General features: G+C 37.5%; 11 protein-coding genes. 9 read left to right on the top strand and 2 right to left on the bottom strand.

Annotated elements, in window-relative coordinates:
- Positions 1-28 precede the first annotated feature (28 nt).
- On the bottom strand, positions 29-181 hold the full coding sequence (locus G3O09_RS02665; RefSeq protein WP_163099817.1) for a hypothetical protein: 153 nt from the start codon (positions 179-181) through the stop codon (positions 29-31).
- Between the two features lie 120 nt (positions 182-301).
- Here G3O09_RS02665 and G3O09_RS02660 point away from each other — a divergent pair, with 120 nt between their 5' ends.
- The 3 genes from G3O09_RS02660 to G3O09_RS02650 all read left to right on the top strand — a co-directional run bounded on the left by G3O09_RS02660 (position 302) and on the right by G3O09_RS02650 (position 4,669).
- Positions 302-685, top strand: coding sequence for a YkvA family protein (locus G3O09_RS02660; RefSeq protein WP_163099814.1), 384 nt, complete (start codon positions 302-304; stop codon positions 683-685).
- 138 nt (positions 686-823) lie between these two features.
- Positions 824-1,273: an SRPBCC family protein gene (locus G3O09_RS02655; protein ID WP_240338314.1), complete on the top strand. Its 450-nt coding sequence runs from the start codon at positions 824-826 to the stop codon at positions 1,271-1,273.
- A gap of 225 nt (positions 1,274-1,498) precedes the next feature.
- A complete protein-coding gene (locus G3O09_RS02650) occupies positions 1,499-4,669 on the top strand; it encodes an ATP-binding cassette domain-containing protein (protein WP_163099811.1) in 3,171 nt (1,056 codons plus the stop codon).
- A gap of 139 nt (positions 4,670-4,808) precedes the next feature.
- Here the strand turns inward: G3O09_RS02650 and G3O09_RS02645 are convergent, their stop codons facing one another.
- On the bottom strand, positions 4,809-5,777 hold the full coding sequence (locus tag G3O09_RS02645; RefSeq protein WP_163099795.1) for an NAD(P)-dependent alcohol dehydrogenase: 969 nt from the start codon (positions 5,775-5,777) through the stop codon (positions 4,809-4,811).
- Positions 5,778-6,133: 356 nt separating this feature from the next.
- On the opposite strand from G3O09_RS02645, the gene G3O09_RS02640 reads away from it, so the two are divergent.
- The 6 genes from G3O09_RS02640 (at position 6,134) to G3O09_RS02615 (ending at position 14,391) form a co-directional block, all read left to right on the top strand.
- Positions 6,134-6,664 (top strand): GNAT family N-acetyltransferase, encoded by a 531-nt coding sequence (locus tag G3O09_RS02640; protein WP_163099792.1) that lies wholly within the window; start codon positions 6,134-6,136, stop codon positions 6,662-6,664.
- Positions 6,665-7,797: 1,133 nt separating this feature from the next.
- Complete coding sequence (locus G3O09_RS02635; RefSeq protein WP_163099789.1) at positions 7,798-8,067, top strand: heterocycloanthracin/sonorensin family bacteriocin; 270 nt, start codon at positions 7,798-7,800, stop codon at positions 8,065-8,067.
- A 153-nt stretch (positions 8,068-8,220) separates the two neighbouring features.
- Positions 8,221-10,188, top strand: a complete 1,968-nt coding sequence (locus G3O09_RS02630; RefSeq protein WP_163099786.1) for a putative thiazole-containing bacteriocin maturation protein — start codon at positions 8,221-8,223, stop codon at positions 10,186-10,188.
- On the top strand, positions 10,185-12,131 hold the full coding sequence (locus G3O09_RS02625; protein WP_163099783.1) for a TOMM precursor leader peptide-binding protein: 1,947 nt from the start codon (positions 10,185-10,187) through the stop codon (positions 12,129-12,131). The genes G3O09_RS02630 and G3O09_RS02625 overlap by 4 nt, the downstream gene beginning before the upstream one ends.
- A gap of 22 nt (positions 12,132-12,153) precedes the next feature.
- On the top strand, positions 12,154-13,728 hold the full coding sequence (locus G3O09_RS02620; protein WP_163099770.1) for a SagB family peptide dehydrogenase: 1,575 nt from the start codon (positions 12,154-12,156) through the stop codon (positions 13,726-13,728).
- A gap of 492 nt (positions 13,729-14,220) precedes the next feature.
- On the top strand, positions 14,221-14,391 hold the full coding sequence (locus G3O09_RS02615) for a hypothetical protein (RefSeq protein WP_163099767.1): 171 nt from the start codon (positions 14,221-14,223) through the stop codon (positions 14,389-14,391).
- The last annotated feature ends 136 nt before the right edge of the window (positions 14,392-14,527 follow it).

Below are 14,527 nucleotides of genomic sequence, written 5' to 3'. Positions count from 1 at the left end.
CTTCTTTAAGTAAGAAGGCTCATGTACATTAACGGACACGGATTATTTCATATATATCCACATCAAAATGAACCCTGGTATGCTTGGATTCAAGACGTTCAAATTCCTCATTTTCAACTGTTGTTCTGGACTCGCCGATCCACCAGTTTTTGAATTCATAAAAAATATCAGAAAGCATCATAATTCCTCCCTTTATGAGTAAATGCTTTATCACAATCTCATTATATAAACCATTTTTTAAGTAGGGATTAATTTGATGTTAAGGATATTTGAATTTTAAACAGAAGATGGAAGTGAAAAAATGATAATGAAAATAAAAGCATGGGCAAGGAATTTGAAAAAACAAGTTTTTATACTTTACTATGCTTATCAAGATGATCGAGTACCCTGGTATGCAAAGTTATTTGCTGGTCTTGTAGTAGCTTATGCATTCAGCCCAATTGATTTAATACCTGACTTTATACCGATTCTTGGATATATAGATGATGTGATTATCGTTCCTTTAGGTATAATGTTTGCATTAAAGATGATACCAGATAGTGTAATAACCAATTGTGAAATTATGGCAGAAGAGTTGATGAAAAAAGGGAAGCCTAAGAATTGGATAGTTGCTTCAATCATAATAATGGTTTGGGTTTTTATTTTATTGTGGGGAATTAATAAAGCTTATTATTTGATTCACTAAGGTGCTAGAGTTTAGGATTTTGCCTATCAAATTGGGAGCATTCCTATTTCACTTATGGCGTTAAAGAAGCAAGCAAAGTTTGAAACAATTTACATACATAAATCATTAAAATAAATTACTGAATTGGAGTTATTCACTATGAAACCTATATCCAATCCTGATCTTACATCAAGACCCTTTACGCTTACGGTAGAACAACAAATGAATCATACACCTGATGTACTTTTCAAAGCATGGACGAAGCACTTTGACCGTTGGTTTGCTGCACCAGGAACAGTAATAATGGAAGGGGAGGTTAACACTGTTTTCTTCTTTGAAACTATTTTCGAGGAAAATCGTCATCCTCATTACGGTAGGTTTCTAAGGCTTGAGCAGAATCGTCTCGTTGAATTAACTTGGGTCACTGGGGCTGGTGGAACTAAGGGTGCTGAAACTGTTGTCACCGTTGAACTTGAAACTAATGGGGACGGAACACGATTGCTACTTATGCATAAAGGGTTTCCAGATGAAGCTTCGAAGAACCAGCATGAACAGGCTTGGCCTCTTGTTCTTGAACAGCTAGACAAAAGAATGTCAGATTTTTCATGAATTAAGTCTACAAATTAGCTAGGACCGAGCTGCCACTGTTAGACAGATATAATTATTCGACGACTATTGTGGCAGGTTGTTTAAAAAATATGAAAATAGAGCTCTTCAAAATATTTTGGAAAAGCCCTATTTCATGAATATGTTTAAGTATTTAATTCAATGATGTTGATTAGTTATAGTGCAAATATTGAAAGACTAAATTTAGAGAATTGAGCGGATATCACAATGAAAATAAATCGATTAATTGCGAACAATATTAACAAATTAGATGCAGTATTACCAGCAGATAAATCATTGGGAATTGCGGGTTTGTCTGGATCTGGTAAAACAACCTTTTGTCAAACAATTGGTGAAGAATCCAAGAAACGTCTTGTTTCCTTATTGCCTAAGGCTGAATATCAGTACTTATTTTCCAATATTATGGAAACCAATTTCAGTGCCATTAAAATGGAAGAAATGCCTTTAGTACTTTTTCTTGGAAGATCATCCATATCGTCAAATCCACGTTCTACAATTGGCACGCATACTGGCGTATTTAAAGATATTCGTGTTTGTCTTGCTGATAAATTCAATCTTTCTCCTGAAGTTTTTTCTTTTAATAATGCATTAGGCTGGTGTCCAGATTGTAAAGGACGGGGCACTACCAAAAATGTTGAATGTCCAAAGTGTAATGGGAACCGCTTTAATGAAGAAGTAGAGCAATATAAGATTGAATTATTTAATCAACCTCATACTATTTCCGATATCAACAACCTAAGTATTGAATCCATTTTCTCCCTTTCAGAAGAGTTACAAATCTCTGAAGCTAAACAACATATTCTCAAAAATATCATCAATATGAATATTGGTTACTTAACATTAAATCGTATTATGGGAACATTGTCGGGTGGAGAATTGACAAGACTTTACTTAGCAGAATTCATGGCAACCAGTGAAAATACCGTGATTATTATAGATGAAATTTCCGTTGGTCTTGATCATGAAACATTATTAAAAATTCTAGATCAAATCAAACAATTAGGCTATAAGAATCAAATTTGGCTCATTGATCATTCTGACACAGTGCTCGATTCAACTGACGAACAATTGTTCTTTGGACCTGGTAGTGGAAAATATGGTGGAAAAATAGTTGAAGAATCACCACGTCCTCAACCAATTCCTTGGGAACGAAAGCAGGCATTACCAACCGATTACTATCAATTTAAGGACCTTTATTGTCGTAATATCCAAATGGATGAAATACAGATTCCCAAAAATAGATTGGTAACCTTTACGGGTGAGTCTGGATGTGGTAAATCCACTCTCGTCAATGAGTGTATGGCCAAAGATTTTTTAAAGCGATATCCTAAGGATAAATTAGTAATGGTTGGACAAGATCGAAATCAATCCATTACTAGCCGTTCAACAGTGGCAACTTTTCTGGAAATTAAAAAGAAGCTTACTAAATATAGTGAAGATATTGATGATATATTTGAACGTTCGATTGAAGATATCATTGAGGAACTACCGAATGAAGACATTGCACATAAACGTTTGAGTTTATTGATAAAACTTGGACTTGGATATTTGACATTGGAAAGAAAAACACAAACTTTATCAACAGGGGAGTTTCAATGTGTACATTTAGTTTCTGAGCTGTTTTCTAACTCGAGAAACCCCCATACTCTTTTTATTTTTGATGAGCCTTCAAAAGGGTTATCACAAAATATTTTAAACCAATTCATTGATAGTGTTAGGGTCATTCTGGAGGATGAAACTGTCTCAATCATGATGATTGAACATAATGATTATATGCTAGAAAGCTCTGATTTTATTGTTGATTTTGGTAAAAGACAGATTGAGCCTGTCCAAAATCTTGATGTTGTTAGTCACGATGATTATTATCGTCAAAGAAATAGTGCAAATAGAGTTGCTCCTCAGCATATAGCTTCAACACTAAATCTACAAAAAGGCATTAAGTACTTAAAAGAAAATCATATTGCCTATTTTAAAAGTGCAGAAAACGTCTATAAAGGCGGCATCTTAAAAAGCTTATCATCAATGGCCCGCTTGATTTATGGTGAATACGAATCTGATACGATTGCACCGGTCATTGCCATTGATCTAGAAAGACACTTGTATAGTCAGTATAGTTTTCTCTATGAAATGGGTGGACTGATCAATCATATTGTTGCTTCTCATCCGACTAATAAAGATACAAGAAGCTTTGATTTCTATAATATGGAAAATCATTGTTCATGTTGTACTGGTCGTAGGGTAATTGAAAAATTTGATATTGATGTTGTCATTCAGGACAAAACCGTTCCATTCTGGGATGGATTATTACATCCAGACGTGATGGAAGTATTAAAATATTATCAATATCCTAAATTACAATTCTTATTTGATGAAATAAAGAACGAACTTGGCCAAGATATTAGTAAAAGCTTTAATGAGATGACGGATGCTGAAAAGCATACATTTTTATATGGGTATTGGGAAAAGTCATTTTATGATAAAGCAGGCAAAACATCTAGGATTTGGGAAGGATTTAATATCATCATCGGGCGTTATATGTTTATTTCGAAATCCATTATTAAAGAGCAAATGAAAGCATCAAAAGAGATAATTACCTGTCCAGTTTGTGAAGGAACTGTTCTAAACCATCATAAAAAGCTAAAATTCGATGGCACCGATATCCGTGAAATCATCCAGCAGCCTATTGCTGAGGTAGTAAAGATAGTCGGGGAACTCCCTGAACTGGAAAAACTAAAAGCAATTGTTGGTGGAGATATGGTACTTACGGAAGATGTCTCCTTATTACCTAGGGAAACACAAGTAGCTCTGAAAATGGTTGAGCTTGAACTAGCAAGCTTTGTTGGCTATGAAGTGGTTTTACAAAATGCCTTACCATTCTGGGGCTTTATTAAAGATAATATCGAAGCAGTAAGTAATAAAAATCAGTTAACGATCTGTGATTTTGCAAACATTACTGAGAAGAGAGAAACTATTATTGATAAATACTTCACCAATGGAAAATACAAAAAACTAACATATGTCTATGAAGCTTTTGGGTACAAAAAAATTGTTACTCAAATCAATAAAATCAAATCAAGTCATCCATGTCCATTCTGTAAAGGGAAGAAAGTAATTTCTGAAGATAATCTTCATGATGGCGTGTATAAATTATCGGTACCTTGTGTAAGTTGTTATGCTAGTGGAATTAATGATGAAGGTCGCAAGGAAATCGTCGATGGCATAGAAGTGAATACTTGGTTAACTGGCAAAGTCAGCGATGTTGTTGATCAAACCCTAATTACTAGGAATGTTGCAGATATTCCCATTTTTAATCGTATACGTGAGCTGAATAAACGAGATATGATGGAGATTTATCAATGCCTAGAGCAAATCAATTAACACCATCCAAATAATAAAACTAAACTAGATGTAAAGTGAAAACTCATTTGCAATCAATATTGCAAATGAGTTTTTTTTATTTAGAAGAGGGGGTTAATTTCGTTTTATCGTGAGAAGTAGTGAACTGAATAAAAATTTTTTACACAGTGATGACCACTTTTCCTTGAGAGTGTCCTTCTTCAAAATACCTGAAAGCTTCTTTCACTTCACTCAATTTATAACATCTATCAATAACTGGTTTTACTTTGCCAGCTTCCAGAAGTTCTTTCATCTGATTCAGGTCTTCTTGATTCGGCCGTTGTAACAAGGTGTCTATTTTCTTACTCCCGGTCAATGAATTCCATGGGCCAAGCGCTATGGTTTGGAACATTTGAGCCCCGGTTCCTCCGACGTGTACAAATACACCGTTTCGATTTAATACACGTTTATATGCAGAAATCGGATGATGTCCATTAACCCCAAGAATCAGGTCATAATTCTGTGGCATTTGAGTAAAATCTTGCTTTGTATAGTCAATGACATGGTCTGCTCCAATTGATCGCAGAATGTCTATATTTCTTGTACTACACACACCAGTTACCTCAGCCCCGAATGCTTTGGCAATCTGAACTGCAAATGTCCCCACACCACCAGAGGCACCATTAATCAATACCTTCTGTCCCGACTGAACCTTGCCTTTATCACGCAGACCCTGTAAAGCAGTGACACCCGCCATAGGTACTGCAGCAGCTTCTTCAAAAGTGACATTCGCTGGTTTTAATGCTAATGCATTTTCAGGTACAGATACATATTCGGCAAAACCACCCCAACCACATCCTGATAAGTCTCCGAATACCTCATCACCTGGTTGAAATTCCTTAACATCTTTGCCAACAGCTTCAACACGACCTGTAATGTCACCTCCGGGGATAGTGTATTTTGGTTTTAGTAGACCAAAAGCTAAGCGTGCTAAGAACGGTTCCCCTTTCAAAAGAACCAGGTTACAAAAATTCACCGATGCAGCATGAATTTTTACCAGTACTTGATTGTCCTCAGGAATAGGTTTTTCAACCTCTGTTAATTCAAGAACATCAGGTGGACCATATTTGTGAGAAACTATTGCTTTCATAAGTATTCCTCCTAAATTCATGCGTAAAAACTAATGAATATCTCAAAAAACACTAAAAAAGTTCCCTAATAAAAAAGATATTCCATTTAAAAGATTTTCAAGACTGGAGATTTATTTACATAAGCAAAAAAATGGCGGAGAGGAAATGTAATATGTTTAATAACATGGCATTAAATCCGGCATAAGAGAGACTAAGTAAATTCTTCAAAACCTTTAACAGTTATAGAAAGGGTGTATTTGGAGATATTAAATTTTTTTTTTGACTTTCCCTATTCAACATTTAGGTTAATCAGCAAAAGAAGGTTTTGGATAATAAATGTGGAATTTTTATAGAAACAACGCTATGGAGGATGAATATGTTTGTTGCCAAAAACGATACGAAAGTAATAATACGCACAGGACATTTAGATGATGCAGATACTGTTTTAGATATACAAAGAGATGTTATTTCCGAAAGCGATTATTTTATAGCAGTATCCGATGAGTACAATAAGACTCTAGAGCAACAAAGAGAATGGTTACAGAAGTTATTAGAGAATGATAGAGAAACAATACTTGTAGCCGAGATAAATGGTGTAGTAGTTGGATTAATAGTATTTTCTTCACAAAATCGAAAAAGATTATCTCACACGGGATCTTTTGGAATGATGATTAGTAAAGATTATAGAAATATAGGGATTGGAAAAATGCTGTTAAAATCATTGTTGGAATGGGCTACCAATAACCCTTTAATTGAAAAGGTAAGTTTAGGAGTTTTCTCAACAAACCATCGAGCAATCTCTTTGTATAAAAGTATGGGTTTTATTGAAGAAGGACGCAAAATTAAAGAGTTTAAGATAAATGATAATGAATATGTAGATGATATTCTTATGTACAAATGGGTTTAGGGATCTATTAAGGTGTAGCATTATCTTATTCAATTTTTGTGTACAATACTTAATGATGAAAATATGGGTTTCATCCTAAGGTATGTATTGATTTAGGATCAGGGCTATCAAGAAGTCATTGTTTATAAGTTAAGTTTCCCCCAAAAAAAGACTGACTATAAAAAGTCAGTCAAGGTGACATAAGGTGCTTCCTCACGTCTTATATATACTATTCCAGTAGAAGGACATGCGTTACACAAAAAATAATTCTTCGTTAAGCAATACCTAAAATCTAAACAATATTGCTCTTACTAGTTAATAATGACACTAGACAGGTGCCGTCCTTTTCATGCTTGATAAGAGGGAAGCAGTAAAACCACCGAGGAAGAATTCTTGAACAAGTTACTTCTAAAGTAACATTCAACGTGTGTTATTTGCTGCCAATTTCCTGGATTGTTTCGATGATGAGGAAATAGTTGAGGTGACCGTTTTTATGAAAGAAGACTTCAAATCATTACTTAGGGAAAGAGACCGAAGCATTCCCCTTTATCTTCCATTGACGCTCTGAAAGGGAAGCTGAATGGTGACGAATAATTACTGGAATAGTCTGGTATGCTAAAATCCCTTGAGGATGTTAAGAAGGAATTGGGTATTTAGTAAACTATTATATTCTTTGACCGAATGTTAGAAAAGACATTCAGAAAGTACTTTGATAGATGGGAAGCTCTGTTGAGAGAAATCTTTACAGAGCTTTTTTTCATTAATTCAGGAATACATTTACAAGTAAAAGAATCAGTTATATTCATTCATTTGTTGTCCAAGATGGCACATATTTATTTTTTAAAAGGTTAACCTTTACCGCTTTATTTATTTTGTAAAATTAAAAAGTGGTCATAATGTATCTTAACTTATTAAACTAAAGAATTTGAAAAACCAGAGTGGAGTTCCACTTTGGTTTTTTATTAAATTAAAAGCGATTACAAAATAGGCCTTTCCATCAGTAGCAATACCCACACATTATTCATATTTTGTTGGAGAGTATTAGTTATTTTAGTGTATTCACCTATAATTCAGTTCCACCTGTGATTAATCTCATTTTATTCCCCGTTTTTGTTGCTGTTCCCCCTGTTTATATAATTTAGGAGGTTATTAATATGAATGATTTTCAAAGAGAACTTCAAATGTTGAATGTTGGAGATTTCCAGGCGACCCAGGCTGTCCCTTGGGACCAAAACCAGTACTATACTGATCAAGATCGACAATTCATTAATTTTGGTTTCGGTCAATGTTTTAGATGTTTTAGCTGCTTTAGTTGCTTTTTCTGCTTTAATTGCTTTAGTTGTTTCCGTTGCTCTAATTGTTCTCGTTGCTCAAGATGCGGTGGTGGCCACCGTTGCGGCGGAGGAGGTCGTTGCGGCGGTTAATAGTTTTAGTTTATATAGAGAAGAGCCCATGCATGCGTTGTTGCATGGGCTTTTCTCTACATAATAATACATAATGGACAAATTGCGGTTCATAGAATGATACTGACTGTGATAATGCAGATTTGAGGACAGTTAGGGCTAAGGAGGAGCGAAATGACAAATTTGAACCCTTCTATGCGTTTGAAAGTGAAAAGGGACACGTTTTTTCTCCCTGATTCAAACAGCAGTGTGTATTTTCGGAACAACTTAAGCTCGTTCCGTATGGAAGGTAGTGGTATTGATAAGTGGATTGAAAAGCTATTACCGATGTTCAATGGGGAACACACTTTAGGGAATTTAACTGAGGGATTACCTGCCCAATTCAGGGATCGTGTGTATGAAATTGCAGAGGTTCTATACCAAAATGGATTTATTCAAGATGTATCCCAAGATCGTAAGCATCAATTGACGGAACAGGTCCTTAAAAAACATGCTTCTCAAATAGAATTTGTAAACAACTTTGTCGATTCAGGTGCGTATCGATTTCAATCCTATCGTCAAGCCAAGGTGTTAGCAATTGGCTCTGGTCCTATTTTGGTTTCGTTGGTATCTTCATTGATTGAATCTGGGTTGTCCAAGTTTCATGTGCTAATCACAGATAAGGTTCCAACTAATAGACAGAGGTTGAATGAACTTGTGACTCATGCGCGTAATTCTGATCCTGAAGTGTCCCTAGAGGAAGTCACGCTAAAAAAGAAATACGGTGTTAGTTCTTGGCGGGAAATTTTAAAACCTTTTGATTCAATATTGTATGTGTCACAGGTTTGCGATATTGAAGAACTGCGACATATTCATTCGGTTTGTAGGGAAGAAAAGAAGTTATTCCTTCCCGCAATATGCCTCCAGCAGGTGGGTCTAGCGGGACCTTTAGTGCATCCAGACTCTGAAGTGTGCTGGGAATCTGCTTGGCTCCGCTTGCACAAATCAGTGCTATATAAAGAGCAGCAATTAACCGGCTATTCTTCTACCGCAGGAGCGATGTTAGCCAATGTAATCGTATTTGAATTGTTTAAAGCGGTTACTGGGGTAACAGAACCAGATAAGTCGAATCAATTCTTTTTGCTTGATTTGGATACGATGGAAGGAAACTGGCATCCATTTATTCCTCATCCCCTTGTGACAGGACGAACTTCAGCCCACTTGGTTGAAGATTTTGATATGCGTCTCAAACAGGTCTTAAAGAGTAAAGAACCGAGTGAATTACTTCTTTACTTCAACCAATTAACATCTGAAGAATCAGGGATTTTTCATATCTGGGAGGAGGGGGATTTAAAGCAGTTGCCATTAGCACAGTGTCGAGTTCAGGCAGTAAATCCATTTTCGGAGGGCCCTGCTGAACTGTTGCCAGTCATTGTCTGCTCAGGTCTGACTCATGAGGAGGCACTGAGGGAGGCAGGACTGACAGGTATTGAAGAGTATGTTTCAAGAATGGTCCCATTGCTCGTTGAGACACTACCTCTACATCTGGAATTAAAAAGTAGTTTGATAGAACCGGATGAGTTTGTAGGTGTTGGAACTGGTGAAACGTTTGCGGAATGTGTTTGCCGTGGATTACAAAAGTGTTTAGCAGAGGGATTCAGAAATAAACAGCTTGATCAGAAGCTTTCTGTAACTCGAGTACAATTAAGTACTGTAGAAGATGAACGCTGCAGATATTATTTACAGGCATTGACTATGATTCAAGGTACCCCGCTAATCGGCCTAGGGGAGGAAGAGTTTGGTTTCCAGGTAGTATGGCTCAGAACTAATGAAGGTTGGTATCGCAGTTTAGACTTAAATATAACAAAGGCTCTACGGAGAAGCTTACAAATGGCACTTACCAAAGCCCAAAATCAAGATGATTCACTCGCGGCACAATTGATAGAGGATTCATTCATACATTTGGAAGAAAAGTTCCCCCTAAAGCTAGTAATCCCTTCTTGTGACGAAAAGAAAGAATCCGAGATTTTGCAGTCTTCTGTTGAAGTCTTAAAACGGGGTGGAAAGAGGCTATTGGTAATTGATTTAGGAATTGAACCATTTATGAATGAGAAACTGGCAGGTGTGTTTGGTGTTATGGTTCGAGAGGAGGAAATAAGGTGAGTACAGTCGTGCTGGTAGTGGGAGAAGGTGTATTGGCAGACCTTGTATGTAAAAAACTGTCACCTCAATACTTGGTAATTCGCCAGAACACTTTCGAAACAGTAATCTCGAACACTATTGATTTGGCTCTAGTGTTACAAGATGTATGGAATCCCTCTGTCCTTCAAAAGGCTGAAGAAGTGTTTCGATCTACTTGCACCCCTTGGCTGAGAGGCTTCGTTTCATTTGGTGAGGGCGTTGTTGGGCCACTGATTTGCCCGGATACTCCGGGGTGTTCACATTGTGCTGACTCGCGGCGTCTGTTGTCAGGACGCGATCGTAAAGAAATGTTGGAAATCCATCAAAAGCTAAAGGAGCAAGAAGGCGTACATCAAGAAGCTTGGGCATCGAGAATAGGATTTTCTCAATTGGCCCATCTCCTTGGGTCGGAGGTAGAAAGAATTTTACAAGGTGATCAAGCTAAGTCGAAAGGGCATGTATTTTTAATTAATCTAAAAACATTGAAAAGTTCATGGCATTCTTTTTTGCCCGAATCTTTATGCCCGGTTTGTAGTCGTTTACCAGACGATTCACCGACTGTTGCTAGAATTTCACTTAAACCAAGCCCAAAGATAAGTATGGACAGTTATCGAACCCGTTCCTTGGATGACCTGAAAAAAGTTTTAGCCAAGGACTATCTAGACCATCGAACAGGTTTATTAAATGGAAAAATGTATAACCTCGTTCCGCCATTTGCCGATGTAAGTGTTAATCTTCCTTTCCTACAGGGGGACGAAGGAGTCGCAGGTCGGACTAACTCTTACGCCGTGAGTGAGTTGACAGCCATATTGGAGGGCTTGGAGCGTTACTGTGGTATGGAGCCCCGTGGCAAACGGACAGTAGTCCATGATAGTTTCCGCAATTTAAAAAATAACGCACTTAACCCCTTAAACGTAGGAGTCCATGCTAAAGAACAGTATGAAAAGCCTGGCTTCCCTTTTAAATCATTTAATCCTGACCGTAAAATAAATTGGGTATGGGGTTATTCATTTTTGCAAGAGCGACCGATTCTTGTTCCAGAATTGCTTGCCTACTACAGTCTAGGCTGTGGTGAGCAGGGGTTTGTCTATGAAACTTCCAACGGCTGCGCATTAGGAGGTAGTTTGGAGGAGGCAATTTTGTACGGCATTTTGGAAGTGGTGGAGCGTGATTCGTTTTTGATGACTTGGTACGCGCAACTGACTCTACCGCGCCTGGACCCGAAGTCTGCTGACGACCAAGAGTTACAATTGATGATTGAACGGATGCGTGTCGTTGGAGGATATGATTTATATTTATATAACTCGACGATGGAACACGGTATTCCAAGTATTTTTGCGCTGGCGAAAAACAGGAAGCAAAAGGGATTAAATCTTATTTGTGCTGCGGGGGCTCACCCGGATCCAGTACGCGCGGTGAAAACCGCGATTCATGAGTTAGCTGGAATGATGCTTACGCTTGACGAAAAATTTGAAACCAATCAAGAAGAGTATGTACGAATGCTGCAGGATTCCACGCTAGTGCAACAGATGGATGATCACGGCATGCTATACGGTTTGCCACAAGCGGAAAAGCGCCTGCATTTTCTGATGGAAGATAATCGTCCGCTTAGAAAGTTCAACGAGGAATTCAAATGGAAGTCGGGGCATACAGATCTTACTGAAGAACTACAAGCCATTCTTCAAGCGCTATTCCAATTGAACCTTGATGTGATTGTAGTAGACCAATCAACTCCGGAAACGATTCGAAACGGACTGCATTGCGTAAAGGTGCTCATTCCAGGAATGTTGCCAATGACATTCGGACAGCACCTTACTCGAGTAACTGGGCTGGAGAGGGTGTTGAAGGTACCAATGGAACTCGGATACACGAAACAACCTTTGGCACTTGAACAGCTCAATCCACATCCGCATCCGTTTCCTTAAGTGGCGACTAGGAGGTAGGAGGATGAGTTTAGAAGAATTCCTGCACAATCTTCATTTTGATATTGACAAGGCCAGTGTCCCGAACTGGGAAGTGAATTGGGATGATGCTCCGCTTCCATATAAGCTATACCGTGGTTTACCAGTGTTTCACTTGTCAATGGAAGTACCACTAACACTTGCCGAATGGAACCCACCCTCAAAACCTGACATTCAAAGTGTAGGTCATTTTCTTTGGTATGTATACGGATTAACTCAAATGAGCCAATCAGTCCTTCCATTGGATTCCACAGGGGAAGAATCTACCTTTATGCAGTCGTATCGGAGGTATCCACCATCTGGAGGAGCATTGTACCCAAACGAAATGTACATGTATTTGAAGATAAAGGATTTGCCTGTTGGAATTTACCATTATGATGTATCACACCACTCCTTAGTATTATTGAGGGAAGGGAATTTCGATTCCTTTATAGCCCAGGCTCTTGGTAATCGCTGTAACATTTCCACCTGTTTTGGGACTGTTTTTGTATCGACAATGTTTTGGAAAAATTTCTTTAAATACAATAACTTTTCCTATCGTCTCCAAGGATTGGATGCTGGTGTCCTTATTGGACAGATACTGGAAGTTGGGAAACGCTTTGGATACGCATCGGGAGTGTATTTTCAATTTCTCGATCGAGCCATCAACCATCTTCTCGGCCTACCTGAACAAGAGGAGAGTGTCTATACAATAATCCCGCTATCGGTGGAACCTACGAACTGGTCTACTAATGGAAATAAAATGAATGGTAATCACACTAGTGACGAATTGATTGACGAGTTGATAGCGATTCAGCCTAATCACTATGTAAGGTCACAAGAGGTCAAAGAGTATCCGATGGTAAACAAGATGAATAAGGCATCCATGCTGGAATCAACGCATTCTTTTCGGCTAATCGAGGAACAAGAGAATAATTTTGATGGCCAAGCGATAAGTCTGCCACATGTGGAACGGTTGTCCTATGATCTTGCGACTGTATGCAGAAATCGATTTTCACCCGATATGGATTTCGTTTTAGGAAAGGTAAGTCAACAGCAACTGGCTACCCTGATAAATGAAGCGACGACTACTTTCTCCTATCGAAATGATTTGGATGGAACACTGATGTGTCAGGAACCTCGTGTCTCAATTTATGGATGTTTGTATAATGTTGAAGGTATTCCAAATGGTGCTTACTATTATGATAGTAAAACACATTCGTTACGACAGATACAATTAGGAGATTTTAGATTACAGTTGCAATTAGGTATGTCTCTTGATAATGTGAATTTGCTTCAAGTACCTCTTTGCCTACATGTAGCTGGAGACAAGGATTATTTCAAAGAGGCACAAGGTTTCAGAGGTTACCGCATCCAACAAATGGAAGCAGGTATACTAGTGCAACAACTACTCTTAGCAGCGTCAGCCATTGGTTTTGGAGGACATCCGCTCCTTGGTTTCAATGTAAACTTGTGTGATGAAATATACAAAATGGAGTCTCAAGGGAAAACCAGCTTAATCCAAATTCCGATTGGCCCATATCGGAATCGCCCTTGGTTGAAAGGGAGTTTGAATAGTTAAATTTGGCATGAATGAGAGAGTAGGTTTATGGTCCATTTTTACACGAATAAAGCAGGCTAGCTAGTAGATTGCGAAATAATAATTATATTGGGAATAGAGAAAGAACGACCACTTGATTTGCGGAAGGGTTTATATGTTGACCTGTTTAAAGGGTATTTTGGAATATGGTGATATTTTAGAGTAGCATTAGTGAAATAACTTTATGATTTAAGAGAGCCACTTGGCTCTTTTTTAAAAAAAGTTTATTAGATTTTTATTATGACGACAAACCAGCAGTGCTAAATACGATAAAAGAAACTAGAACGAAAATCTATGTAATAGACAATCATAAAATCAAAGCATTAATTTTGAAAGTGTATATGATTGGAACGATTTTTAAAAAGTATAAGTATCATAGGCTAATTGAATAAAGAAAACCCGGTTGACGGACGCTTGTCCAACAGTCGGGCTTTTTTCTTTACTTATATGTCGAAAGTATAAGTGACTTGGTATTTGAATATACCAGTGATTGGGTCTCCAGCAGGATTTTTAATTGTAATTTCAAAAACATTAGCAAAAACCCAAAAAAACGAAGAACGAACTTCAACTGTAGTAAGCCCCAAAAGTGTACTGCCATCTTTGGATGTTACAGTTAAAACGATGTCATTAGCACCAGTATTATGAAGGGAAAAAGCAACTACAGCTGTAACATCATCTTTGACATATTCTTGTCTTTTCCACTTAAAGAAGTAGACAATACCTAGGACGTATTTACTGATTTCATATTTATAGAGTTAGGTAAAATTAATTAAATATTACG

The sequence above is a fragment of the Peribacillus alkalitolerans genome, from assembly GCF_010882125.1.
Lineage (GTDB): Bacteria > Bacillota > Bacilli > Bacillales > DSM-1321 > Bacillus_BN > Bacillus_BN alkalitolerans.
This window is presented reverse-complemented; position numbering and strand designations above follow the sequence as displayed.